Below are 23,334 nucleotides of genomic sequence, written 5' to 3' on the forward strand. Positions count from 1 at the left end.
CCGAGCCGGCGCGCACCCGGCGGCGAATTCGATCGCGGTGACGCGAGCACTCTTTACCTTCGACGTAATTGCCCCGGATCCACCGGCGGACAAGGCTGGTCGGTATGACAAAAATCGGCGTGCTGCTGCCGAGCCGGGAGACGGCGATGACCGGCCGGCATGATGCGGCCGGGTTGGTGGATTTCGCGCGGGCGGCCGAACATGCCGGGTTCGACTCGGTGTGGGTGGGCGATTCGCCGTTGGCGCGCACGAGGGCCGAACCGCTCACGGTGCTCGGCGCCGTCGCGGCGAGCACGTCGCGAGTGTGGTTGGGCACGGCCGCCTACACCGCGACGCTGCGCCACCCGCTGCTCGGTGCACACACTGCGGCCACCGTTGATCAGCTCAGTGCCGGCCGACTGGTCCTTGGGCTCGGCGCCGGTTTCCCGGTGCCGGAGAGCGCGGCCGAATTCGAGTCTGTCGGAGCGCCTTTCGCACAGCGGGTCGGCCGGCTGGACGAGACAGTGGCCATCTGGCGGCAGAGTTGGTCGGGCGGCGGCCGGTTCGACGGCCGCTACTGGCATCTCGATGACCTGTCGCGCGCGCTGCCTGCCCACGACATCACCGGGCCACCGCTCTGGCTCGCAGGTGGCGACACGCCACGGGTCCTACAGCGTGTCGCCCGACTCTACGATGGCTGGCTGCCGTTCCTGCCGGATCCGGCGGCCTACGCCCGCGCCTGGGACACGATTCGAGAGCTGACCACCCGCACGGTCACCGCCGGTTTCTATGCCACGATCAATATCAACGACAACACCGCAGTGGCCCGCGCCGAGCTCGACCGTTACGTCCACCAGTACTATCGGCGGTCGCTGGACGAAATGTCCATGATACAAGCATATTTCGGCGGCCCCGCCGATCAATGCGCCGAGTGGCTCGGGCGCTACTTCGAGGCCGGTGCGACACATGTGGTGCTTCGCATCGGCTCGCTCGACGCACGCAATCAGCTGGACGCGATAGCCGACACCCTCCTGCCTGCGCTGCACACCGCGCCGACATCGTAGCCGTTGCCGCGCCGGGATCCGGATCGGTGCCGCGGGCTACCCGATCGGAAACGCCACCGACTCGGCAATGATCATCGATGCGTGGCCGCCGACGTCAGTAGCGGGATTACGTATCGAAATTATTAGTACCGAACGGTATTCGGCTACTCGTAGTGACGGAAACCGAAAGGTATCGATACCGAATGGTATTCGACGTCTTTTATCCAGCAGGATACCGAAAGGTATTGATACCGAGAGGTATTCTTGTGCCATTTCCGGGGGAAATGCTCGCCCGATCGGAATTCTCCTGACATTTGCTGTACATCACTCGTGACGGTGTGTACCGTCTGGAATCCTGAAACCCTCACAGGACAGGCCAGGGGCGCGTGATCGGAATCGACGGCTGTGTGCAACGCATTATGAACATTCCTGGTGCGCGCAGCGTGACGTTCGTGGACGGCGCGAGCGGCCTGGCGATCGCCGCAAGCGGCAGGCACGCGCTGGTGGACGAGCACGAGGACGCCGCGGCCACCACCGACGTGGTCCGAGCGGTACTCGACTGCCCGGCGCTCGCCACCGGCCGTGACGACGCCATCACCGAGCTCATTGTGTGCGGCACCCGGGGATATCACCTGTTGAATCTGGTGAACGGCGACTTCGATGGTCAACTCTTCGTGCACGTGCTATTCGACGACGACACCGGAAATCTCGGGATGGCGCGATTTCGGCTCCAGGGCATTCTCGCCGAATTGGCAGCTGACGGTCATGAGCGTTGAGCTCGCGGTCCAACCACATCGGCTCGAGAAGGAAAGGCGCACCGGGATGTTGGAAACCCTGGCGTTACTGCCGGAGTCCGAGCCGTGTCCTGCGGAGCGGACGTGACCGCGCGCAAGAAACTACTCGGCGAACTGATGGGAAGGTTGACCAAGGTGGCGATGCCAGGACCCGAACCGAATGCGGTGGTGCTCACGCAACTACAAGCGCTACGCGATCGCGTCCCGCGGCTGACCGGCTCGCTGGTGGCATCCAACGACGGCCTGCTCGTCGCCCACGATCTGCCGCGGCACATAGAGCCCGACACGATGGCCGCGATGGCCGCCGCACAACTGTCGCTGTCGCACCGGTTGGCCACCACCGCGTACGGCGGTGGTTTCCACGAGGTCGTGGTGCGCGGCACCGACGGGCATGTGGTGATCTACGCGGCGGGTTGGACCTCGCTGACGGTGCTGGCGGGCCCCGAGGTGAATGTCGGCCGGCTCCATCTGGAGTCGCGCCCGGTGGCCCGCACGATCGCCGACCAGCTGGCGGCGACGTCGAACGAACTCGACAAAGACAACTAATACCGATTGAAAGGAACAGACATGTCCACCATGGATCTGGCGCTCAAAGACATGATGGTGATCGACGGCGCGATCGGCGCCGCCGTCGTCGACTACAACAGCGGCATGGCGCTCGGCATGCTCAGCAGTTCCAAGTCCCTGGACCTGCAGGTCGCGGCGGCGGGCAATACCGAGGTGGTGCGCGCCAAGATGCGCACCATGGAGCAGCTCGGGCTCAATGACGGTATCGAGGACATCCTCATCACGCTCTCGGGCCAGTACCACATCATCCGGCCGATGACCGGCCGTAAGTCCAAGGGCCTTTTCCTCTACCTCGCCATGGACCGAGGCCGGGCAAACCTCGCGATGGCCCGACACCGCCTCAAGGGTATCGAGGAAGAACTCGACGTGTGATCGGCTCGTTTGCGGTGCCCGGGCCCGGGCACCGCAAGCGCAACGCCGACCTACTATTCGGGCGCGCCGAACCAGCGAGTCACTGCGCTCGACAGTCCGTCGATCTCGGTCGAGTCCGCGGCCCATGCCACGTAGCCGTCGGGGCGGATGAGCATCGCCGCGAGAGAGCGCGAACGGGTGGGTTTTGCGGTGACGACTCGGACTCGGGAAGACCAGGGGGCCACCAGGTTTCGGAGTTCGGCGGAGTCGGCGAGATCGAGCAGAATTGCGCCGCCGTCCACGAAATGGTCTTCGACGCGGCTGCCATCGGACAGTTCGAAATCGGGGGCGGGCGCTCCGGTGAGTGCGTGGCCGCCGCCGAGGTCGTAGCGGTGGCGAACGCCCGAAAGGTTCTTGAAGACAGTGGTTGCCCCGTCGGTAGTGGCCAATAGTTCGGCGAAGACGGTGCGCAGTGTCCGGCTTCGCTGGTCCAACCGCATCAGTGCGACTTGCGCGCGGGTCCAATCCAGCACCCAGGCGCCGATCGGGTGCCGCTCGGCGGTGTAGGTGTCCAGCAGGTTTGCCGGCGCCCAGCCGCGCACAACGGCGGCGAGCTTCCAGCCCAAGTTCACGGCATCGCCGATGCCGAGGTTGAGACCCTGGCCGCCGAACGGGGAATGCACGTGCGCGGCATCGCCGGCCAGCAGCACCCGGCCCTGGCGGTAGTCGGTGACCTGCCGAGTGTTGTCGGTGAATCGGGTAGCCGAGTGCACCGCCGTGATTTCGACCGGCACTCCGGAGACGGCGCGCAGACTTGCCTGTAGCTCGTCCGCCGTGATCGGTGCGTCGCGATCGGCGGGCGGCCCATCCATCTCCACGGTGAGGAAACGACCCGGCGTCGGCCCGTAGGCGTAGATGCCCGTAGGCGTCGAGCTCCAACCCGGCACCAGTGCTTCGGCGCCCGTCATCTCCACAACCGCCTGATGACCGGTGATCTCGGGATCGAGGCCGGGAAATTCGAATCCCGCCAGCTTGCGTACGAGGCTGCGGCCACCGTCACAACCCACCAGCCATGCCGTGCGGACCTCGGCATCGCCGAGCTGAATGACGACGGCATCGGCGGCGTCGGTGAAGCCGGTCAACTCGACACCGCGGCGAATCACCACACCGAGTTCCTCGGCACGCCGGGCGAGGATTGCTTCGATGCTTTGCTGCGGCACCAGAAACACCGCGGCGGCGGGACCGAGATCAGCGAATTCCTCGTCGTCGTAGTCGATATCCTCGACATCGAGGAATACCCCGGCGAAATGACCGGCGCCCGGCCGCTTACTCGTCGTCCCGATCACCGTGCCACCACGCTGCGCCTGAAACTTCCGTATCACCGCCAGCATCTCGTCCTGCCGCTCGACCAACTCGGGCAGCAGGCCACGCCGGGCGAGCGCTCGCGCCGTCGGCACATTGATAGCGCCGGCCTTGAGCGTCATGTCGGGTTCGTTCAGCCGTTCGACCACCAGCACATCGACCCCGGTCAGCCGCAATTCGCAGGCCAGCATCAAGCCGACAGGCCCGGCTCCGGCGATCACCACATCGAATGTCTCGTTCATGAATCACACTGTGCCGAGACCTGATTGCGCCCACCTTGCGTCTTCTTGCGTGCCGCTTGCGTCGATATCGCGGCGGCGGTGCGGCACGACGCTGCCGACCTCGAGACCGCACGCGGACGCTCGGATCACCGCATTGCCGGGCGCCGGCAACGGCGGCACGGGTTGTCCCGGCGGCGGAATCTCGAACAACCGGTCGTTGCTACTTTGGTCATATGACCAGCGAATCGCCAGCGGTAACACAGCGGCGCCGCGAGCAGCTCCGTGACTTCCTGCGCACCCGCCGGGCGCGGCTCACACCCGTTGATGTCGGTATGGCGGCGACGGGCAGGCGACGGACGCCGGGGCTGCGGCGCGAGGAGGTCGCCATGCTGGCCGGAGTCGGCGTGTCCTGGTACACGTGGCTCGAGCAGGGACGCGACATCAAGGTTTCGGCCGAAGTACTCGACGCCATCGGTCGTGCGTTGCGGCTGACCGAGCCCGAACGTATGCACCTGTATGTGCTGGCCGGGCTCAACCCGCCGATGAGCGGCGGGCCGCGCAATGCCGTCGTCACCCCGGAGCTGCGAGCGCTGCTCGACGCGTGGGCGCCGCGGCCCGCGGTGCTGCGGGACCGGTACTGGAACCTGCTGGCGATCAACGACGCGGCGCACACCGCGCTCGGCTACGACGGCGTCGACCACAACTGCCTTTTCACCTTCTTCACCAATGCTCGGCACCGCGCCATGCACCTGCACTGGGAGTCGGTTGCGCCCGATGTCGTCGCCGCCTTTCGCGCCGAAGCAGCGCGCGCTCCCGGCGACCCGGAGTTCGACAAGGTGGTCGACGAGCTCACCGCCATCAGCCCCGAGTTCGCCGAACTGTGGGCTCGCCACGACGTGGCCGGCCCCACCCAGGCCGTGAAGGCGGTGCGCCACCCCGAGGTCGGCGACCTGATCTTCGACATGCTGCCGTTGGCCGTCGCCGATCACTCCGACTGGCACGTGGAGTTGTACAACCCGCGCCCGGGCACCGGGACAGAGGTTCGGCTCGAACGCCTGACGCACGCTCGGCTCGCCGCCCCGGCCTGAACACCAGCCTGGTGGTGCCACACCCTGGATAACTGCACACTGTTTGTCGTTCGCATCGTTGGGGAGGCTGATTGCCATGCCCCACAGCAACTCTCGTTTCGACAACAAGATCGCACTCATCACGGGCGGCAGCAGCGGCATGGGACTCGCCACCGCACGCCGGTTGCTCGCCGAAGGCGCACAGGTGGTCATCACCGGGCGCGACAAGGTAAAGCTCGACGCCGCGGTCGACGGACTGGACGGCGGGGACCGCGTCCTGGCGATCCGCGGCGACGTGGCGAACCTCGCTGATCTCGATGCCATGACGACCGCGATCCGTGCACGCTACGGGCGGCTGGATGTGGTCTTCGCCAATGCAGGTGTCGGCGTGTTCCAGCCACACAGTGAGATCACCGAGGCCGCATTCGATCGGGCCGTCGGCATCAATTTCAAAGGCGTGTTCTTCACCATCCAGCGGACCGTTCCCTTGCTCCCCGAGCATGCGGCGATCGTCATCAATGCCTCGTGGACGCTGCACCGTGGCCTGGCTGACGCCTCCCTCTACTCGGCGACCAAAGCGGCGGTGCACAATCTGGCGCACACACTCGCCGCCGAGTTGGGGCCCAAGGGAATTCGGGTCAACTCCGTCAGCCCCGGCTACATCGAAACCCCGATGTTCCACGACAACGTCTCCGCGGCGGCGGCCGCCGCCGTGGTCGCCGAGGTGGCCGCCGGTCGCATCGGCACCGCCGAAGATGTCGCCGATGCGGTCGCCTTCCTCGCTTCCGATGCAGCGTCCTACATCAATGGACAGGACCTCATCATCGACGGCGGCCTGGTCGCGGCCGTCGGCGGGCCGAGGAACTAGCCCGAATGCTCCACCGGGCGCGGCAATGCTCGCGTTGCCAGCTGTATACGACACGACTACTCAGGGAAAATCCATGACCGCCTTCATTGTTCAGCGCAACGGCCAAGCAGCGACCGTCGAAGAGTTGGCGCCACTCGCTTTTGCAGGCTACGCCCACTTCACGGCAATGCAGGTGCGCGACAGCCGGATCCGGGGCCTCGACCTGCATCTGGAGCGGCTGCGGGTGGCCTCGGTGGAATTGTTCGGCCAGGCGTTACCCGACGATCGGGTGCGGTCCTACCTGCGGACGGCATTGGCGGCGAGTCCGCCCGATGTCTCGCTGACGGCCACGATGTACTCCCCCGCGGGCGAATTCACCGCGACCGGAATCGATGTCGAGCCCGATGTGCTGGTCCGCACCGGACCGGCAACTGCTGGTCCGCAAGGCCCGTTGACACTGGCGACGGTCGAGTACGAACGGGTCCTGCCCACGGTGAAACACGTCGGCGAGGTCGCCAAGACGTACTTCCTGCGCAGCGCCGTCGGGCATGGCCTCGACGACGCGGCCTTCGTCGACCGCAAGGGCAGGCTCAGCGAGGCCTCGATCTGGAATCTGGCCTTCTGGGACGGCACCGCGGTGGTGTGGCCGGTCGCCGAGATGCTGGGCGGGACCACCATGGGCATCGTGCGCAGGCAGCTCGATCGCCTGGGCATTCCCCAGCGCAACCGGGAGATCTCGCCCGCCGACCTGCCCACGCTGACCGGAGCCGTGGTCATGAACTCATGGACCCCGGGCATCGCGGTACATCGCATCGACACTGTCGCTTTGCCCGAGGCACCGGCGTTCGTGGACCTACTGCACCAGGCCTACCAGGCCGAACCACCCACTGCGCCGTAGCGGCTGCGAGGTGCCTCAGCCTGCGTCCACCACGAATGCCGTGGCATTATCGGTTCCGCCGGATCGCAAAGCATTGTCCACCAACGCTTCCGCGGCGATCCCCGCTGTCGCCCCGCCGGCGAGTATCGCCTTGATGTCGGTCATCTCCATGCGCTTGTGCACACCATCGGTGCTCAGCAACAGCCTACCTCCGCTCGATCCGGTGGCGGTGTGCCCGACGGCCGCCGGACCCACGGTGCGCGCCGACGTGGTGACGAGATGATTCAGCCGTGGCGCGGCGTGTAGTCCGCTGGCGCGAAAGTGCTCGGCGACAGTGTGATCCGTCGTGATCTGGTGCAGCACCCGGCCGTTCCACCGGTACGCTCGACAGTCGCCGACCCACGCTATGTCGCACGGACCCTTGGGCTGATCGGTCTCGAGCACGGCGACGACAAGCACGCTGTCGGCGCCCTCCTGCGGAAACTCGTGCAACAATTTCTGCTGGGCCGCAAGGATTCCCGCTACCGCCCCGCTGCGCGCGCCCACCCGCGCTGCGATATTCGCGACGGTACGTGCCGCTCGCGCCGCGAGCAGGTGATCACCGACACCATCGGCTACGACGAAAGCAGTACGTCCCACCGTCGAATCGGTATAGGTAGCCGCGGCATCGGCGTTGATCGACCGCGGGCCGCGTCTGCTCACCGACTCCCCCGCGATACCGGTGAGCAACACCGGCTCACGAGGAATGATGGCGGTCGTCACTGCTGTGTGCACGGCCTGACCTCCTCGGACTGCACTCTGCCAGTGCTGCCGATCAGCACCACCTCAGTCAACCGCACCATCATGAGGACAGCGCCAGAATCACCCGTGCAGTTCCTGTGAATGTAGCGACCGCCCGCAGCTGAGCAGGCGCGCCCGCAGCTGCTCGAGCACCGGCTCCCCGAGCCCGATGAGATATCGGCGCGCCGATCCGTCACCTCCGCGAATCGAGTGGCAGTGCGTGGCGCCTGCCTCTGCCGACCTGGCGCTAGCGCTCGACAGTCAGCGCCGACCGGTTCAGGAGCACCCAGGTAGGGTCACCCGAGTCCAGACCGAGGTGGTATGCATCGTAGCCCCGCGCGGTGGCGTAACGCCCCATATCGGACAGGATGAGGTCGCGCTGGCCGTTTACCTCGTCGCGTCGGAGGTTCTGTTCGGGGCTGCGCTCAACTCCTTCCAGAAGCCGCAACTCGGAACCGAGTTCCCTGTCGACCTCGGCCATTTCGGTGCTCAGACTATCGATGTCTGTCACTCGCGCGCCCGGTCGCAACGCCATGCGTATGACACCTTCGGGTCGATCATTCGCGTAACCGAGCGCGACTTCTCTGTCAGTGCTCGCATAGGTCCCCGCCCCGAACGAGGAGGTTTCCAACTGCCCAGCGAAATACGGGCCTGTCTTGAATTCCTCGGCATAGCGTGGATTGTTCACACCACGGAACAGTTCCTGTCCGCGGGCGGCCACCACCGCATCCACATCCGCCGGCCCGCCGAGTACAGGCAATCGATCAAAGCCTTGGACTCGCGCCAACTCCGCCAAAACCCCGTCGGCAGCAGACTCGTTGCCCCACACAGAGCGCGACTCGAGGTCAAGAGAACGGAGTCGACCGTAGTCCATCTCTTCAAGAACATCCCGGCCATGAGCGATGTTCAACGCTTCATTCGAGAAGCCGACGGCCGCCGCAGGGGTGTTCGACAAGCTCTCCAGCGACGCGCGGCCATCGCTATCTCCTCCTCTTAAAACCTCCCCCGAGGAATGGAGACCGACGGAAGTCTGCCGAAGGGGCATCGACACGCCGATGCCGATGTCGCAGACCGTCGTATCGAGCTGCGCGACAACACGACGGAGAGCGGAAGCCGGGGTTAGCGTGTGCCAGTTCGACATCATCGAACGCGGCCGATCTTCTGAGGGCCAGCCCTATCCGCTGCTTGGGCCCCTGTGTAAACGATCCGCACGTGCACTCCGCTTCGTGGGCTTCCTACCTGAAGGATAGGTTATCGACGAGCGAAGATCGCCTCGGGGAGCTCAATTCATTGCCAGCACCGGTCGATGTGGAGAGTCTGCATGGCATGAGCATTGTAGGCGGCCGACTGAAGCGCCCACGGCGATATATTGCCCGATCGCCAACTTACGCAAACAGTTCGAGTCGCTCAGTGTCCTGGCAGCACGCAGACCGCGTCAAGGCCCAGGACGTGGTTGAGGCGGCCGAAAGCCAGCCATGAGCCGATGCTCATGCTCAGTTCCACGATTTCGGTTTGGGTGTAGTGCGCGGTCATACGGTCCCAGAACTCTTGGTCCAGGTTGTGGTGGTCGAGGGCGTAGCGTTCGGCATATTCGGCGGACAGGCGGGTGCGCTCGTCGAAGGCATCGGTGGTGCGCCAGTTGGTCACCGCTTCCGCGAAGCCCTCTTCGACCTTTGTGCCGTCGCGTTCGGTGCGCCAGTCCAGGCAGAAGATGCACCCGTTGATCTGGGCGATACGCAGCCGTGCGGCTTCGAATTCGCGCAGGCCGAGGGTGGTGTGCGAGTAGACCGACAGGGAGAAGTTCGACGCAGCGAGGCCGATGCCGGGAACCATTTCGCCCCAGACGTAGCCGATGGGATCTTTGCCTTCGGGGATGTCGATGTTCATGAGTGTTTCCTTCCGAGCTTGCCGACCGCGGGACGCAGTGGGACATCGAGTGCGTCGTAGAGACCCGGTTCGGCCTCGACCAGCCAGTCGATGGCGTTCACCAATCTGCCTACGGCAGTGGCGTTTCCGCCCGCAGCGCGGTTGCCGTCCTCGTCGCCGGCTTCGATGGTGACCTCGATGCGGGGGTGACCTTCGACGATCACGCGGTGCGCGCCCGCCCCGTCGGGTGGTGTCGGCCAGTCCGGTGCGCAGGAGGGATGGATGCGGGTGACGTGCTCGATGACGATGCGCGGCTCGCCTTCGACGACGCCCTGCACCTCGAACCGCACCGCACCCTGCGTGCCCGCGCCGAATTCACCCATGGTCGTTGTTGTGACGGCGGATTCGAGGGCACGTCGGTCCAACGTTTCACGGATCTCGTCGAGTTCGACACCGAGTGCCCGCGCCATCAATCGAATCTGCCCGCCCCACACCATTGTCGGGATACCCGGCGCGGTCATCGGCGGCTGGTAGTCCATCGGCTGGCCCATACCGACCAGGTAGCGGACCGAATCGGGCTGGTCGTAGGTCGAGTAGTCGAAGATCTCCTGGCAGCGGATCACCTCGACGGTATGGCCGAGGCCGCTGAGCAACAGCGGCAGCACGTCGTTGCCCCAGCCGGGGTCCACCCCGGAGACGAAGAGCGATCCGCCGCCGTCGGCAATCGCGGCCAGCACCGGGTCGCGAAGTTCCGGTGGAGCGTTGCGCGGATCGTAGAGCGCATACAGCGCGGGCGTGACGACAACAGCACCGGCACGCAGGGCTCCGATGATGTCGGCGAGCGCGTCATCGGGCCGGATATCACCCGACGCCGCATAGACGACCGCGCGCGGTCGCGCGGCCAGCGTCGCAGCGACGTCATCGGACGCCGCGACACCTATCTCGTAGTCGAGCCCGGCCAGTGCGCCCGCATCGCGGCCCACCTTCTCCGGGTTGCGCACGAGCACACCCGTCAGTTCCAGCTCGGGATGGGCCGCGACGGCACGGATGGCCGACCGGCCGACATTGCCCGTGCCCCAGACGATCGTGGGGATCATCGGCCGAGACTAGCAAGCGCTTGGTTCGGGCGTCCGGGATATGCGCAATGTCGAAGTGCGACTGAGCAATTCGCGCAATACAGTCAGGACGTGGCGTTGTATCTTGCCAAATATCCGGCGAGGCGCCGCAGATCGTCGTCGTCCCACTCGAGGAAGCGCTCGGTGAACGCGTCCCGACGCCGCCGTTCGGCCTCGCCCGCAATGCGACGCCCCTCCGGCGTCGGGCGCAGCCGTCGAACTGGTTTTCAAACAGGTCGCCGGACAACAGGGCGTGCCGCTGACCGTCACCGACGTCGCGCCGCCCGCCAACGGCGACCCCACCGCACAGGGGATCTTCTTCCTACTGGTGGCATTGAGCGTCGGCTCGTACGGCAGCGTCGCGGCCATCGGTGCAGCAGGTACCGGGTTGCGGATCGGCGGGCGGGCGCTCGTCGGTGCGGCGACCTCGCTGGCGGTGAGCATCATCGGGATCACAGTCGCCGGACGGCTATTCCATGTGGTCGACCACGACTACGCCGCGATCTGGGCGCTGTCGTGGCTCTACTGCGTGGGCATCGTCCTGGTCGGCATCGGAGTGCATACCTTCCTGAAGCGCTGGACCACGCTGGTCCTGATGATCCTGTTCGTCATGCTCAACTTCACGACCTCCGGCGGCATCTATCGCCCAGAACTCCAGAGCGGATTCTTCGGTGCGCTGCACAGCTTCTGGAACGGCGCGGGTTTCGTCGAGGGCGCACGCAGCCTGCTCTACTTCGACGGCGGCGCCGGCTTGGACGGACGCCTGGTGAGCCTGTTCCTATGGCTCGCCGCGGGCGCGGCACTCCTGGTCGCGGCAGGCCGCCACGAGAAGCGCCGGTCCCCGATCGTCGCGCAAGCCGACCCGGCGAGCGTTCGACAAAAGGCCGAAGAAGAGATGGCGGAGGCGGTCGGTGTCTGATCGCCGATCCCGCAGCACCTATCGACATCGGCAAGGTACGCTGTTCTGCATCGGCTGCCGAATGTGTTGAGTAGGCTAGCCAACGGGGGCACTTCCACTTCTTCCACAAGAGGCAAAGTATCTGTAACCGCGAGTAACAGATATATGCACTCGCCCAGCCCCGGTTCCGCCCATCGATACGGGCACGTATGAGCGCATGCGAGGCCCGGCGGTGCGTTTCGGATTTCATCAGCCCACAGTCGATCGAGCATCCGTGTCGGCGTGACCGGGTTGATCGCCGAGTTGCTGTCGTGCTAATCATGAACCGTGTCGCGTCGCGCCGCCGAGTGGACGGCGGTCGCCATGGAGGCGCCGTGATCGAGGAGACCGCCATGCGTCCACATTCGCGTCCGCAGTGACGCCGAGCCGCGCCTTCGGCGCCGGCCATATCGCATAACGGAGCCCGCTTTTCGGGCCACATACCGCCGATCTATTGCGATCGGTCGGATTCTCCCTCGATCGAAGGACTTCCCATGCCTGACAACACTCCCCCGCCTGCAACAAACCGGTCGGTCGACCGCGTCCGCGCCCTCGGGCGTGAACTCACCGAGGTACACCAGGACCTGCGCACCGAACTGCGCCGTGTCCGTAATGAATTCGACCGCTACCTGGCGAGCGACGAGGTACCGCCCACGCAACTTCGCACACACTGCACGGCCTTCTGTGCGGCCTTGACGCGTCACCACTCCAGCGAGGACACCACGGCCTTTCCCGCCCTTGGCAACCAATTCCCGGAATTGGCGCCGGTGCTCGCCGAGCTCAGCGCCGATCATCACCTCGTCGCGGACATCCTGCGCAGGCTGCAACAGCTTCTCGCCGAGGTTGGACCGGACAATGCGGTCACCGCCAAGCGCGAACTCGACGGCCTCGCCGCGATCCTCGAATCCCACTTCCAGTGGGAAGAGCGGCGACTCGTCGAGGCGTTCGACGCGCTCGAAATCACTGCTTCGACGGGCGAGCAACTCTTCGGCGTAACGGTATGCGCCCCAGCGGAGGATTGAGCCGCGGGCCTTCTGGCCCGCCGAGTACGGTATACCCCGCCACACCGCACAGGACGGGGGCGACAACCATCGGTGGAAAGGCGGGGCGCGAATGACTGAGCCGCATTCACAGTGGCATGCGCGGAATTCGGCCGACAACCTACCGCTGGCCGCCCGCTACCAGTCCGCCGATCCGATCCGCTGGAACGGCAGCATGGTCTATCCCATGTATACCGAGCGGGTCGGACCCGCACCCATCTTGGTCAGCATGACACTGCTGTCGGCGGCACCACCGGCCGGACTTCGCGGGCACGGGATCGGTCTGTCGATGACCGATGGCCATATCCGCCTCGCGGGCAGGCAACTCGGCGGCGTCGATGTGTGGAGTGATGCTCTCGCCTCGGGCATCACTTTCGAACTGTTCCCCAACAACCCCGGCGCCCTGTTCAGTCTGACGCCGGTCTGGGTCGACCCGTTCGGAATCGAGCAGTCGTATTCGGGCAATTACGGCATGCTGATCGAACAACCGCCGAGCGGCCGACTCGTGCTCTGGTGCAGCGTCGGCGAAGGCCCACCGAATTTCGCCAACCTCGTGGTCGAGATCGAGACAACACTCGCCGACACCATGGTCCCCGAAAGCACCCCCGCGCAGCGCCCGCCGACCCACAGCCCGCCCACGCACACCCCGCTCCCGCAGCACCCACCCGTACCCGATCCACTTCTGCAGAACCCATTGCCTCAAAGCTCCTTGCACACCCCACCGCAGCAAAACCCTCTGCCGCAGAACCCGCCCCAGCACGACCCGCGCCTGCAAAACCCCCTCCCGCAGAACGCGCCCCAGCAAAGCGCCCCATACAACCCACCCCGGCAAGACCCACTTCCACAGAACCCACCCCAGCACGACCTCCCCCTACAGAACCCACCCCAGCACGACCTCCCCCTACAGAACCCACCGCAGCACGACATCCACCTGCAGAACCCGCTCCCGCAGAACCCGCTGCAGCACGACATCCACCCGCAGAACCCGCCGCAGCGCGAGGTCCACCTGCAGAACCCCCTCCCGCAGAACCCGCTCCTGCAAAGCCCCCCGCACGACCGACCCCGGCACGATCCGCTTCCACAGAGCCTACTTATGCAGAACCCATCCCGGCACGTCTCGCCTCAACAGGACCTCCTTCCCCAGAACCTGTTCGTACAGAACCACTCCCAGCACGAGCCGCTTCTGCTGAACACCCCTCCCCAGTACCCAACTCTGCAAAACCCACCCCTGCACGCGCCATCCCTGACAAGCCCGGCCGCGCAAGCTTCACCCCTGCAAACCCCGTCCCTCCCAGACCCTGCCACGCAAACCGCACCCATCCCGGTCACGACCGCACCTGCGCCCGAACCCCGATATCGCACCGCCCTCTACGATCTCGGCGTCGCCATGTACAGCCGCGGCGAGGAGGACGGGGCGTGCAGCCTATGGGCGCAGGCGGCCGAAGCAGGCCACGCCGGTGCGGCCTACGACCTGGGCGTTGTCCGTTTTCGCGGCGGCGACCTCGCCGGGGCCGAACACTGGTGGCGTACGGCCGCCGATCGCCGCGAGTCCCGCGCGATGATCGGACTCGCCGAACTCCTGGAACGCCAGGGCAATTCGTCGGAGGCCAGGGTCTGGCGCGCGTGCGCCGCCGAGGAGCACACGGCCGAGAACGATCATTCGGTCGGTTCCGGCTGAGCCACCCGCAATTCGTCGCGCGCCGCCATCAAGGCGAACCCGAGCAGATTCAATCCGCGCCAATGCGCCGGGTTCTCGGCCCGTGGATCGTCGGCGGCCAGCCCGATACCCCAGATCCGGTCCACCGGACTGGCTTCCACCAGCACCCGGTCTCCCGTCCCGAGCAGATACTGCTTCAGCTGCTCGTGCTGCCCGAACTTCGCGACACTGCCGGCCACCACAATGTCGAAACGTTGTGCAGCCCAGATGATGTCGTTGAATCCACGCACCTGTCGGCCCAGCTCCTTCGCCTGCTTCGGATACCTCGCCGCCACAACCCGTTCGGCAGTATCGGTATCCCCGAACAACATCGCCTTGCCCCACATCATGTAGTGCTCGGCGGTGGCGAAGGTCAGTCCGTCGACCTGGAACGGCGCAGGCCACCACTGGCTGAAACAGCCGTGCCCGACACTGCCGTCCTGCTGCGGCTGATGCCCCCAGAACCGCACGTACTTCACCCGCCCCGCACCCTCGGCATAGCTGATCAACTCCGGAACCGACCCCACGCGCATGCCAGACAGTGTGCCCGAACAGCATCGCCGCCGCAGGTCGGATTATCGGGTCACCGATGGGCAACGCCGCTGCCCGTATGCAATAGGCCGATAATTCGTTCGCGCACCGAGACACGGTGTCGTAGGTTGGCCGACATGGGAACACCTGGCATGAACGGAGCGTGCGCGGCCGGCGTGCACTACATGCGGCTGCGCGCGGAGGCCTGGGCCCTGCCTGCGCATCGCACTGCTCGGGTTCCCCGTCACCTCTGATCGGGGCCCTCCCGCACGGTCGATAGCGACCGGCACTGCACTGTGACCTGGCATGGGTCCGGGCGAATCACACCTTCCTGATTCGACCACTCCGTTCGGAGGACACCCATGTCCCGCACCCGTTCTCTTGCGCGTGCCCGCGACACGCACACCCGGTCCAGCAGCACCCGCAAACGGCTGTCGCAGAACTTCCTCACCGATGTCGACACCGCACGCATGTTCGTGGCGTCCGCACGTATCGGGCCCACCGATTTGGTCGTAGAAATAGGTCCCGGCGACGGGATGCTGACTCGGCAACTACTGGGCAGCGCCGGTCGGGTGCTCACCTACGAGAAGGACCGCCAGTATGCGGACCGCCTGCGCACCAGGTATGCGGGCAACGACCGCATCCGTTGCGTCCACGCCGACTTCCGCGAAATGCGCACGCCGGCCGAGCCGTTCACGGTGGTTGCGAATATCCCGTTCGCCAGTAGCACCGACATCGTCCGCTGGTGTCTGTCTGCGCAGCGGCTGAGCTCCGCGACATTGCTGACCCAACGCGAATTCGCACGCAAGCATTCCGGCGACTATGGGCGGTGGACGAAGCTCACCGTCACCCATTGGCCAACTGCGACAATCGAATTGGGGGCCACTGTCGATCGCCGGAAGTTCCGTCCCGTCCCCGGCGTCGACGCGGCGGTGCTGCGGCTCGTCAGGCGGCAGCAACCGCTGCTCACGCCGGAAGCGATGGCCGATTACCGTCGCATGGTCGAGCTCGGCTTCGCCGGTGCCGGTGGTTCCTTTGCCTCGTCCCTCCGGCGCGCCTTCCCGAACAAGCGTGTGCGCACGGCGTGCGCACACGCCGGGATAGCCGCCGATCTGCCGGTGGGATTCGTACCGCCGGACAGTTGGCTCGACGTTTACCGGGCACTGAGGTAGCAACTTCCCGGCTCAACAGTCCGCCGATGTGGCGCAGCGGCGATACGATGCGCAGATGTCGCACCCCGCTCCGCCGGTATCGGGGGCGACGGTCACCCCGGACCGATCGCCGAATAGTTCACGTGGGGTCGCCGAGGCGTGGCGGGCTTCGGACACGCCACCGGACCTGCCCGCGTACCTTCCGGACTCCCCCGCCATCCGCCGGGTGTCGCTGATCGAGTTGATCAAGGTCGATCTCGCCAACCGGTGGATGCGAGGGGCCGAGCCGAAGCGGCTGTCGCAGTATGTCGAGGATCTGCCGGAGTTGGGCACCTGGCCGTTGCCGCCGGATCTGATCTACGAGGAGTTCCACGTCCGCAGGCGGGCAGGCCGTTCGGTGGAGGTCGCCGAATACACGGCCGCGTATCCCGAACAGGCCGACCAGCTTTCCGAAATGCTGGCCACCGACGACTATCGCAGTACGCTCGTGGCCGGGGCAGCCGAGCCTGCGAACCTCGACGATATCGAGGTCGGTCAGAAGATCGACGACTTCGACCTGATGACCGGGCTGGGGCGCGGTGCATTCGCCAGGGTTTTCCTGGCTCGGCAGCGATCGATGCAGCGCCTGGTCGCAGTCAAGATTTCGCAGGACAAGAGCGCCGAGCCGCAGACCTTGGCGCAGCTGGATCACGACTACATCGTGCGGGTGTTCGACCAGCGCGTGCCGGAGGGACGCAGGCTGCGGCTGCTCTATATGCAGTACGTGCCGGGCGGGACGCTGTTCACGGTGCTCGAACGGGTGCGGGCGACACCGGCCGGGGAACGCAGCGGCGCATTGCTGGTGGATGTCATCGATTCGGTGCTCACCGACAAGGGCGAGATCCGGCCGAGCGAATCGGTGACGCGGGCCGAATTGGCAACGTTGTCGTGGCCGGAAACGATCGCCTGGCTCGGTCGCAGATTGGCGGAGGCGCTGGACTACGCCGGGCGCGTCGGGGTCCTGCATCGCGATATCAAACCGGCGAATGTGCTGTTGACCGCGGAGGGCATCCCCAAGCTCGCCGATTTCAACATCAGCTTCAGCGGCAATGTCTCCGGCGACAGCCCGATCGCCTACTTCGGCGGATCGCTGGCCTACATGTCCCCGGAGCAGTTGGCGGCCGTGCATCCGGACAAGTCGGCCTCGGCCGCCGATCTCGACACGCGCAGTGATCTCTACGCGCTGGCCGTCATGCTATGGGAATTGCTCACCGGTCGAAAACCTTTCGACGATGATGTGATGACAGGCGGCGATCGCACCGCGCTCGACGGCATGTTGCTGCGCCGCTCGGGCAGCCCGCAATCGCTGCCGTACGGGGATCTTCCGCCCGACTGCCCAGCCGCGCTGCGCCGGGCGCTGGTGCGTGCGCTCGACCCGGATCCGGACCACCGGTGGCCGCGCGGCGCGGATATGGCCCAGCAGTTCGACGTCTGCCTCGATGCCCGCGCCCGCGATCTCGTCGATCCGCCGCCACACAGCGGACGCCTGCGGGCCAGACCGCTCATGCACCCGATCATGGCACTCGCCATCGCGGTGCCCAACGCGCTGGCGATCCTCTACAGCTACAGCCACAATCGAACACTGATCATCGACAAACTGGACGAGCAGGCGCAGCACCGCTTCGACCAGGTCGCTCTCACCGCCTACGGGATCTGTTTCTTCATCGGATTCGTGGTCACCAATGTGTTGCTCGCCCATCTGTGGTCGGTCGCGCGTGGGCTGCGCGCGGGCAAGCCCTACGATGCGGCCACCCTCGCTCGTGCTCGCACCGACACCCTGCAGCTCGGTCGGCGTAATGTGCTGACCTGCTTCGCTTTATGGGCTCTTTCGGGGATCGTCGTGCCGGTCTCCGTGCAGCTGTCGGGCAATCAGCTCAGCGCTGAGGCGTACGTACATTTCTTTATCACCCAGATCGTCTGCGGCGCCATCGCCATGGCCTACCCGTACTTCCTGGTCACCTTCTATGCCGTGCGTAGTCTGTACCCGATGTTCCTTCCGCACGGCGGGCTCGGCGCCCAGGACGCGCGCCAGCTGGAGCAATTGGACCGAGCCAGCACCTATTTCCTCGTCGTCGCGGCCGCCGTTCCGCTGCTCGGTGTCGCGGGCGCAACTTTCATTCCGCCGCAGGACCTTCCCGCAGTGATCATCGCCTTGCGTGTGTTGTGCGTCGGCAGCGCCCTGGCCTTCGTCGGCGTCTACTGGCTGTTCCGCATGCTCGAGCAGGATCTCGCGGCGCTACAGCGCATCGTCTCGCGCGGTTGATCTGCCAGCTCGGCTGAATCAAAGTGCGTAGGTCAACCCCCCGACACTTTGCTGATGGATTGCCAGCAAGTCTGTCTCAGACGAACCCTCCCGACATCCGGCCGAAGCCTGCACAATGTGATCGAGAACGCCGCCCGGACAGTCATGTCCGCGCGGCCGAACGTGGGGAGACACGGATGAGCTCGAGAACCGACCTCGAACGCGAACTGGGCGGGCGGCTTTCGGCCCTCGATCTACTCTCCGACCAGGAGACCACGGAGCTGTTGACGATGTTCCGTACGGCACAGCGGATCGAGACCGAGGGATTGACCGACGCCGTGGACAAGGTGGTCGGCGCGCTGCCGTGGCCATTGCGCACCGCGGCCAAGAAGATCATGTTCGGGAATGCGCTGGGCTGATGACGTACTTGGTGACCAAGGCCCAGATCATTCTGCTGGCCAGAACTTTACACGTGCAGGCCGAGAGCCTCGCACACCTCGAGAAGCTCGGCGCGGAGCAACTGCACGATCTACAAGAACGCATGGCAGGCATAATTTTCGATCAGAACAACGCGATCTTCGAGCGACTCAGTGCGCTGGTTCCGATCGTGCCGCTGCGCATCTCGCTGCCGCTGGTGACGCGAGTCGTGCCGCCGACGATGGCTGGCCGGGCGGCGGGCGCGGTCGGGGTCGACCATCCGAAGAAGGCCGCCGAGGCAGTCGGCATGTTGGATGTCTCCTATGCGGCGGACTGTGCGCCCTTCATGGATCCGCGCAGCGTCGGTCAACTCGCCGACGTCGCTCCTCCCGGCCCGGTCATCCGAATCACCAACGAGCTGTTGCGTCGTGGCGACTACATCACCGCGGGGCCGTTGCTCGCCTACGCGACACCGGAATTGATCCGAGCCGTCGAGCAGGGTGTGCACGATGACGAGGCGCTCATCCGGTCGGCCGCGTACGCGTTCTCCGGCGCAAACGTCAGTGCCATCGTGCGAGAACTGCTCACCGGACCCGCCCAACGGATTCCGCGCATCGTCGCCACCGTGCTCGCCGGCGAGATCGATCTGCGATTGGCCGCGCTCTCGACGTTCGCCCGCTGCGACGAGGACGTGATCGCCGCGGTCGGCGACATCCTGTTCGACATCGGTTCGACCGGGGCGATCACCGACTTCGCCAACTCCGCCATCGAGGCGGGCGCGGTGCCCGACATCCTCATGTTCATCGGGCATTTCAGCCCGGCGGCGCTGGACAGCCTGGCCGCCAACCCGTTGACGGCCGACGCAGCGGCGATGGCATCGCTGGTTGCCGGGCTCGACGAGCGTGCCGAGGCCGCACTCTGGCGCGGACTGCTGAACCTGGTGGAGCGCGCCACGCCCGATGTACAAGGCCGAGTCGCACGGCATCTCACCGAACTGACCGATCCAACCCTCGCGGCGCTGCCCGTCGTCGCAACGACGGCACACCTGTGGCCGACGCTGCTGCGAGTGCTCGCCGCGGCGGAGATCCGCACTCAGACGCACATCGGTGCGGTGTGGTCGAAGCTGCCCGCCGCCGACCGCGAGAAACTCGAACGCCGAGTCAGCGACCTGGCGCTCGACACCGAACTGGCCACCCTCACCGGCGCGCTCGACAGCTAAGGCCGTTGCCTATACCGGCGTGAAGTCTCGGCTGCCGATGTAGCCGGGCCGCCGCGCGGGCGCGGCAAACGGTTCCACCAGAGTGTTCTCCACGCTGTTGAATACCAGGAAGATGTTCGAACGTGGGAACGGGGTGATGTTGTTCGACGACCCGTGCATGACATTGGAGTCGAACAGCAGCGCCGATCCGGCGGCGCCGGTGAACTGGGCGATCCCGCACCGGTTGGCCAGTGCCGCCACATCGGCCCGGCTCGGCACGCCGATCTCCTGTTCCTGCAACGACTCCCGGTAGTGCTCGGCGGGCGTACTCCCGGTACAGGGCACGAAGGTACGGTGCGAGCCGGGCATCATCATGAGGCTGCCGTTGATCGAATAATTGTTGGTGAGCGCGATCGACAGGCTCACCGCGCGCGGCGCGGGCATCCCGTCCTCCGCGTGCCAGGTTTCGAAATCCGAATGCCAGTAGAAGCCGGCGCCGCGGAAACCCGGCATGTAGTTGACTCGGCTCTGATGCAGATAGACCTTCGAACCCAGTACCTGCCTGGCCAATCCGGCGACTCGTGACTCGCGCACGAGCTCGGCCACCGCCGCACTGAGCCGATGCACCTCGAAGATCGAGCGCACCCGGTTCGACGACTTCTCCACGATGACACGGTCGTCGCCGTACAGCGCCGGATCCCCGGCGAGGCGGTCGATTTCGGCGCTGAAATCGACCACCTCACCGGGAGTCAGTAGCGCGTCGAGGATCGCGAACCCGTCGGCGTCGAAGCTCGCCAGTTCCTGGTGCTCGATCCGGCCCCATACCGTCGGATCAGGGCGATCCAGGTGCGGCGCGGGGCCGCCGAGCCGGGTCGGGTAGCGATCAATGATGCGAGTGTCAGTGTGCGCCAACACTATTACAGATTCCTTTCACACCGCGTTGGCGGCGACAAGCGGGTAGACGCCGTTGCTGTCGTGGACTTCCTGCCCGGTCACCGGCGGGTTGAAGACGCACATCATCCGCATCTCGGTGCGCGCGTGCAGCCGGTGGCGCTCGTGCTCGTCGAGCAGGTACATCGAGCCGGGTTCGAGTTCGTAGGTGACGTCGTTGTCCAGATCGGTGAGCGTCCCCTCCCCCTCGATCAGCCACACTGCTTCCACGTGATAGCGGTAATGGAATTCGTGCTCGGTACCCGCGTCGATGGTGGTCTCATGGAAGGAGAAACCGACGCCGTCACCGCCGAGGACGATGCGCTTGCTGCGCCAACCCGTGCCCGCGACATCGCGTTCGGTACCAGTGATGGCCGCAGTGGTTCGTACGATCATCTCAGCGACCCCCGATGGTGTCGATGGCCGTGCTCAGCAGATCGAGGCCGAGGTCGAGTTCCTCGTCGCTGATGGTCAACGGCGGCAGCAACTTCACTACCTCGTCCATGGAACCGGAGGTTTCCACCAGCAGCCCGCGCTCGAAGGCGACCTGGCAGACCTTGCTCGCCTGGGACGGGTCGTCGAACACTACGCCCTGCACCAGCCCACGCCCGCGCAGCGAGACGCCGGGGATCTCCGCGGCCAGCCTGCCGAGCACCTGCTCGATCCGTTGGCCCTTGGTCTCGGTCGAGACCTGCAGTGCGCCGTCGGACCAGAAGTGTTCCAGCGCCACCTGTGCCGTGACAAAGGCCGGGTTGTTGCCGCGGAAGGTGCCGTTGTGCTCACCCGGCGCCCACTGGTCGAGTTCCGGCTTGAACAGCACCAGCGCCATCGGCAACCCGTAGCCGCCGATCGACTTCGACAGCGTCACGATGTCCGGCGTGATGCCTGCGACCTCGAAGGAGAAAAACGGCCCGGTCCGCCCGCAGCCCATCTGCACGTCGTCGACGATCAGCAGGATCTCCCGGGCGGCGCACAAGCCGGCCAGGTGGCGCAGCCATTCCGGGCGTGCCACATTGACGCCGCCCTCGCCCTGCACGGTCTCCACAATCACCGCGGCCGGGCGATCGAAGCCGGACGACGTGTCGTCGAGCACGCGCTCCATCCACTGGAAATCGGCGGTGGTGCCGTCGAAATAGCCGTCGTAGGGCATCGGCGTCGCGTGCACCAACGGCACGCCCGCACCCGCACGCTTGGCGGCGTTGCCGGTCACCGACAATGCGCCGAGCGTCATACCGTGGAAGGCGTTGGTGAAGCTGAGGATGGTCTTGCGGCCGGTGATCTTGCGCGCGAGCTTCAGCGCTGCCTCGACCGCATTGGCACCCGTCGGGCCGGGGAATTGAACCTTGTAGTCCAGGCCGCGCGGCGCGAGGACGGTGTCGCGCAACGTCTCCAGCAGCCGCCGCTTGGCCACCGTCGACATGTCCAGTCCGTGCGTGATGCCGTCGCTCGCGATGTAATCCAGCAGCGGCTGCTTGAGCACCGGATTGTTGTGGCCGTAGTTCAGCGCGCCCGCGCCCGCAAAGAAATCGAGGTAGTCCTTGCCGTCCTCGTCGCGCAGCCAGGATCCTTTAGCGGTGGTGAATACCGTGGGCCATGCTCGGCAATATCCACGAACATTCGATTCGAGTTCTTCGAAAATGGTTGTTTCAGCGGTAATCATCGGCGATCCTCCTGCGTGGTACGGGCGGTCGGGGCGATTCGATAGAGATCTTCTGCGGCGTGGCTGTCCGGGAAGACTCCGGGTTCGAACAAGGGGCGCTTGGTGATTCGCGCATCGCGGCGGCGCGCCACCGCCGTGAACATGGCGATGGATCCGGGGTTGTCCGGTGCGATGGTCGTTTCCAGCACCGAAACTCCAGCTTCGGCGACGGTGTCGAGCAACTTGTCGAGCAGCGCGGCACCGATGCCGCGCCCCTGCTGGGCCCGCTCGACCGCCACCTGCCAGACGAACACCGTGTATGGCGCCTGCGGACGGACATAGCCGATCACGAAACCCACGACCCGGCCGCCCACTTCGGCGACCACCGAGGTGCCGGGGAAGTCCCGGCACCAGAGCAGGTAGGCATAGCTGGAATTGGTGTCCAGCACATGGGAATTCTTCGCGATCCGCCAGATGTCGGCCGCGTCGCCGACCCGCGGCGCGCGCAGCACAACACGCGCTCCCGGCGCGGAACTCGCTGCGGCCGAGGGTGACTCAGCATGTGGTCGATCGATTGTTGCGGTGGACAGTGTTGGCAGTGACATACATCTCCCAGGTTGGGTCTGCAGTACTTATCCAGGCTTA

At 65.8% G+C, this 23,334-nt stretch carries 24 protein-coding genes; 14 read left to right on the plus strand and 10 right to left on the minus strand.

Translation table 11 applies throughout. The features are described 5' to 3' along the window. The first annotated feature begins 104 nt into the window (after positions 1–104). From OHQ90_RS26605 to OHQ90_RS26620, 4 genes are all read left to right on the plus strand, one after another. The gene (locus OHQ90_RS26605; RefSeq protein WP_328401949.1) at positions 105–1,043 is read left to right on the plus strand and encodes an LLM class flavin-dependent oxidoreductase; all 939 of its coding nucleotides are present in this window, start codon (positions 105–107) and stop codon (positions 1,041–1,043) included. 365 nt (positions 1,044–1,408) lie between these two features. Then, entirely contained in the window at positions 1,409–1,798 is a 390-nt protein-coding gene (locus OHQ90_RS26610) for a hypothetical protein (protein WP_328401951.1), read from the plus strand. A 102-nt stretch (positions 1,799–1,900) separates the two neighbouring features. Then, a complete protein-coding gene (locus OHQ90_RS26615; RefSeq protein ID WP_328401953.1) occupies positions 1,901–2,362 on the plus strand; it encodes a roadblock/LC7 domain-containing protein in 462 nt (153 codons plus the stop codon). A gap of 21 nt (positions 2,363–2,383) precedes the next feature. Then, positions 2,384–2,755, plus strand: a complete 372-nt coding sequence (locus OHQ90_RS26620) for a hypothetical protein (RefSeq protein ID WP_328401955.1) — start codon at positions 2,384–2,386, stop codon at positions 2,753–2,755. Positions 2,756–2,808: 53 nt separating this feature from the next. Here OHQ90_RS26620 and OHQ90_RS26625 read toward each other — a convergent pair whose 3' ends face one another. Next, positions 2,809–4,338, minus strand: coding sequence for an FAD-dependent oxidoreductase (locus OHQ90_RS26625; protein WP_328401957.1), 1,530 nt, complete (start codon positions 4,336–4,338; stop codon positions 2,809–2,811). A gap of 212 nt (positions 4,339–4,550) precedes the next feature. Between OHQ90_RS26625 and OHQ90_RS26630 the strand changes: the two genes are divergently transcribed. The 3 genes from OHQ90_RS26630 to OHQ90_RS26640 all read left to right on the plus strand — a co-directional run bounded on the left by OHQ90_RS26630 (position 4,551) and on the right by OHQ90_RS26640 (position 7,129). Further along, positions 4,551–5,405: a helix-turn-helix transcriptional regulator gene (locus tag OHQ90_RS26630; RefSeq protein WP_328401959.1), complete on the plus strand. Its 855-nt coding sequence runs from the start codon at positions 4,551–4,553 to the stop codon at positions 5,403–5,405. 76 nt (positions 5,406–5,481) lie between these two features. Then, entirely contained in the window at positions 5,482–6,252 is a 771-nt protein-coding gene (locus tag OHQ90_RS26635; protein WP_328401961.1) for an SDR family NAD(P)-dependent oxidoreductase, read from the plus strand. Between the two features lie 73 nt (positions 6,253–6,325). Next, positions 6,326–7,129: an aminotransferase class IV family protein gene (locus OHQ90_RS26640; protein ID WP_328401963.1), complete on the plus strand. Its 804-nt coding sequence runs from the start codon at positions 6,326–6,328 to the stop codon at positions 7,127–7,129. Positions 7,130–7,144: 15 nt separating this feature from the next. Here the strand turns inward: OHQ90_RS26640 and OHQ90_RS26645 are convergent, their stop codons facing one another. From OHQ90_RS26645 to OHQ90_RS26660, 4 genes are all read right to left on the minus strand, one after another. Continuing rightward, on the minus strand, positions 7,145–7,882 hold the full coding sequence (locus OHQ90_RS26645) for a PP2C family protein-serine/threonine phosphatase (protein WP_328401965.1): 738 nt from the start codon (positions 7,880–7,882) through the stop codon (positions 7,145–7,147). Positions 7,883–8,135: 253 nt separating this feature from the next. Continuing rightward, positions 8,136–9,032, minus strand: a complete 897-nt coding sequence (locus tag OHQ90_RS26650) for a hypothetical protein (protein WP_328401967.1) — start codon at positions 9,030–9,032, stop codon at positions 8,136–8,138. A 263-nt stretch (positions 9,033–9,295) separates the two neighbouring features. Continuing rightward, positions 9,296–9,775, minus strand: coding sequence for a carboxymuconolactone decarboxylase family protein (locus tag OHQ90_RS26655; protein ID WP_328401969.1), 480 nt, complete (start codon positions 9,773–9,775; stop codon positions 9,296–9,298). Further along, entirely contained in the window at positions 9,772–10,851 is a 1,080-nt protein-coding gene (locus OHQ90_RS26660) for an NAD(P)H-dependent amine dehydrogenase family protein (RefSeq protein ID WP_328401971.1), read from the minus strand. The genes OHQ90_RS26655 and OHQ90_RS26660 overlap by 4 nt, the downstream gene beginning before the upstream one ends. A 271-nt stretch (positions 10,852–11,122) precedes the next feature. Between OHQ90_RS26660 and OHQ90_RS26665 the strand changes: the two genes are divergently transcribed. The 3 genes from OHQ90_RS26665 to OHQ90_RS26675 all read left to right on the plus strand — a co-directional run bounded on the left by OHQ90_RS26665 (position 11,123) and on the right by OHQ90_RS26675 (position 14,524). After that, positions 11,123–11,788: a hypothetical protein gene (locus OHQ90_RS26665; RefSeq protein WP_328401973.1), complete on the plus strand. Its 666-nt coding sequence runs from the start codon at positions 11,123–11,125 to the stop codon at positions 11,786–11,788. A gap of 512 nt (positions 11,789–12,300) precedes the next feature. Beyond that, positions 12,301–12,828, plus strand: a complete 528-nt coding sequence (locus OHQ90_RS26670; RefSeq protein ID WP_328401975.1) for a hemerythrin domain-containing protein — start codon at positions 12,301–12,303, stop codon at positions 12,826–12,828. 91 nt (positions 12,829–12,919) lie between these two features. Next, the gene (locus OHQ90_RS26675; RefSeq protein ID WP_328401976.1) at positions 12,920–14,524 is read left to right on the plus strand and encodes a tetratricopeptide repeat protein; all 1,605 of its coding nucleotides are present in this window, start codon (positions 12,920–12,922) and stop codon (positions 14,522–14,524) included. Here the strand turns inward: OHQ90_RS26675 and OHQ90_RS26680 are convergent. Further along, positions 14,503–15,075, minus strand: coding sequence for an NADAR family protein (locus OHQ90_RS26680; RefSeq protein WP_328401978.1), 573 nt, complete (start codon positions 15,073–15,075; stop codon positions 14,503–14,505). The genes OHQ90_RS26675 and OHQ90_RS26680 overlap by 22 nt on opposite strands. Before the next feature lie 360 nt (positions 15,076–15,435). Here OHQ90_RS26680 and erm point away from each other — a divergent pair, with 360 nt between their 5' ends. From erm to OHQ90_RS26700, 4 genes are all read left to right on the plus strand, one after another. Then, complete coding sequence (erm, locus tag OHQ90_RS26685; RefSeq protein ID WP_328401980.1) at positions 15,436–16,245, plus strand: 23S ribosomal RNA methyltransferase Erm; 810 nt, start codon at positions 15,436–15,438, stop codon at positions 16,243–16,245. A gap of 55 nt (positions 16,246–16,300) precedes the next feature. After that, a complete protein-coding gene (locus OHQ90_RS26690; RefSeq protein WP_328401982.1) occupies positions 16,301–18,526 on the plus strand; it encodes a serine/threonine-protein kinase in 2,226 nt (741 codons plus the stop codon). Positions 18,527–18,702: 176 nt separating this feature from the next. After that, complete coding sequence (locus tag OHQ90_RS26695; protein WP_328401984.1) at positions 18,703–18,924, plus strand: hypothetical protein; 222 nt, start codon at positions 18,703–18,705, stop codon at positions 18,922–18,924. Continuing rightward, positions 18,924–20,141 carry a hypothetical protein gene (locus OHQ90_RS26700; RefSeq protein ID WP_328401986.1) on the plus strand — a complete coding sequence of 406 codons (1,218 nt, stop codon included), beginning with the start codon at positions 18,924–18,926 and terminating at the stop codon, positions 20,139–20,141. The genes OHQ90_RS26695 and OHQ90_RS26700 overlap by 1 nt, the downstream gene beginning before the upstream one ends. 9 nt (positions 20,142–20,150) lie before the next feature. On the opposite strand, the gene thpD is transcribed toward OHQ90_RS26700, so the two are convergent. The 4 genes from thpD to ectA are packed head-to-tail and all read right to left on the minus strand — an operon-like array spanning position 20,151 to position 23,294. Then, positions 20,151–21,038: an ectoine hydroxylase gene (gene thpD / locus OHQ90_RS26705; protein WP_442941498.1), complete on the minus strand. Its 888-nt coding sequence runs from the start codon at positions 21,036–21,038 to the stop codon at positions 20,151–20,153. A 12-nt stretch (positions 21,039–21,050) separates the two neighbouring features. Beyond that, on the minus strand, positions 21,051–21,446 hold the full coding sequence (locus OHQ90_RS26710) for an ectoine synthase (protein WP_328401988.1): 396 nt from the start codon (positions 21,444–21,446) through the stop codon (positions 21,051–21,053). 1 nt (position 21,447) lies between these two features. Further along, positions 21,448–22,710: a diaminobutyrate--2-oxoglutarate transaminase gene (gene ectB, locus OHQ90_RS26715; RefSeq protein WP_328401990.1), complete on the minus strand. Its 1,263-nt coding sequence runs from the start codon at positions 22,708–22,710 to the stop codon at positions 21,448–21,450. Beyond that, complete coding sequence (ectA, locus tag OHQ90_RS26720; protein ID WP_328401992.1) at positions 22,707–23,294, minus strand: diaminobutyrate acetyltransferase; 588 nt, start codon at positions 23,292–23,294, stop codon at positions 22,707–22,709. The genes ectB and ectA overlap by 4 nt, the downstream gene beginning before the upstream one ends. Positions 23,295–23,334 lie beyond the last annotated feature (40 nt).

Origin of the sequence: Nocardia sp. NBC_00403 (assembly GCF_036046055.1) — a bacterium.
Taxonomy (GTDB): Bacteria; Actinomycetota; Actinomycetes; order Mycobacteriales; family Mycobacteriaceae; genus Nocardia.

Excerpts from the sequence above, each read along its gene's own strand:
- OHQ90_RS26680 (WP_328401978.1), bottom strand. The coding sequence starts at position 15,075 with ATGCGCGTGGGGTCGGTTCCGGAGTTGATCAGCTATGCCGAGGGTGCG.
- OHQ90_RS26635 (WP_328401961.1), top strand. The coding sequence starts at position 5,482 with ATGCCCCACAGCAACTCTCGTTTCGACAACAAGATCGCACTCATCACG.
- OHQ90_RS26620 (WP_328401955.1), top strand. The coding sequence starts at position 2,384 with ATGTCCACCATGGATCTGGCGCTCAAAGACATGATGGTGATCGACGGC.
- erm (WP_328401980.1), top strand. The coding sequence starts at position 15,436 with ATGTCCCGCACCCGTTCTCTTGCGCGTGCCCGCGACACGCACACCCGG.
- OHQ90_RS26640 (WP_328401963.1), top strand. The coding sequence starts at position 6,326 with ATGACCGCCTTCATTGTTCAGCGCAACGGCCAAGCAGCGACCGTCGAA.
- OHQ90_RS26655 (WP_328401969.1), bottom strand. The coding sequence starts at position 9,775 with ATGAACATCGACATCCCCGAAGGCAAAGATCCCATCGGCTACGTCTGG.
- OHQ90_RS26695 (WP_328401984.1), top strand. The coding sequence starts at position 18,703 with ATGAGCTCGAGAACCGACCTCGAACGCGAACTGGGCGGGCGGCTTTCG.
- OHQ90_RS26605 (WP_328401949.1), top strand. The coding sequence starts at position 105 with ATGACAAAAATCGGCGTGCTGCTGCCGAGCCGGGAGACGGCGATGACC.
- OHQ90_RS26690 (WP_328401982.1), top strand. The coding sequence starts at position 16,301 with ATGTCGCACCCCGCTCCGCCGGTATCGGGGGCGACGGTCACCCCGGAC.
- ectB (WP_328401990.1), bottom strand. The coding sequence starts at position 22,710 with ATGATTACCGCTGAAACAACCATTTTCGAAGAACTCGAATCGAATGTT.
- OHQ90_RS26700 (WP_328401986.1), top strand. The coding sequence starts at position 18,924 with ATGACGTACTTGGTGACCAAGGCCCAGATCATTCTGCTGGCCAGAACT.
- OHQ90_RS26630 (WP_328401959.1), top strand. The coding sequence starts at position 4,551 with ATGACCAGCGAATCGCCAGCGGTAACACAGCGGCGCCGCGAGCAGCTC.
- ectA (WP_328401992.1), bottom strand. The coding sequence starts at position 23,294 with ATGTCACTGCCAACACTGTCCACCGCAACAATCGATCGACCACATGCT.
- OHQ90_RS26660 (WP_328401971.1), bottom strand. The coding sequence starts at position 10,851 with ATGATCCCCACGATCGTCTGGGGCACGGGCAATGTCGGCCGGTCGGCC.
- OHQ90_RS26650 (WP_328401967.1), bottom strand. The coding sequence starts at position 9,032 with ATGATGTCGAACTGGCACACGCTAACCCCGGCTTCCGCTCTCCGTCGT.
- OHQ90_RS26625 (WP_328401957.1), bottom strand. The coding sequence starts at position 4,338 with ATGAACGAGACATTCGATGTGGTGATCGCCGGAGCCGGGCCTGTCGGC.
- OHQ90_RS26710 (WP_328401988.1), bottom strand. The coding sequence starts at position 21,446 with ATGATCGTACGAACCACTGCGGCCATCACTGGTACCGAACGCGATGTC.
- OHQ90_RS26670 (WP_328401975.1), top strand. The coding sequence starts at position 12,301 with ATGCCTGACAACACTCCCCCGCCTGCAACAAACCGGTCGGTCGACCGC.
- OHQ90_RS26675 (WP_328401976.1), top strand. The coding sequence starts at position 12,920 with ATGACTGAGCCGCATTCACAGTGGCATGCGCGGAATTCGGCCGACAAC.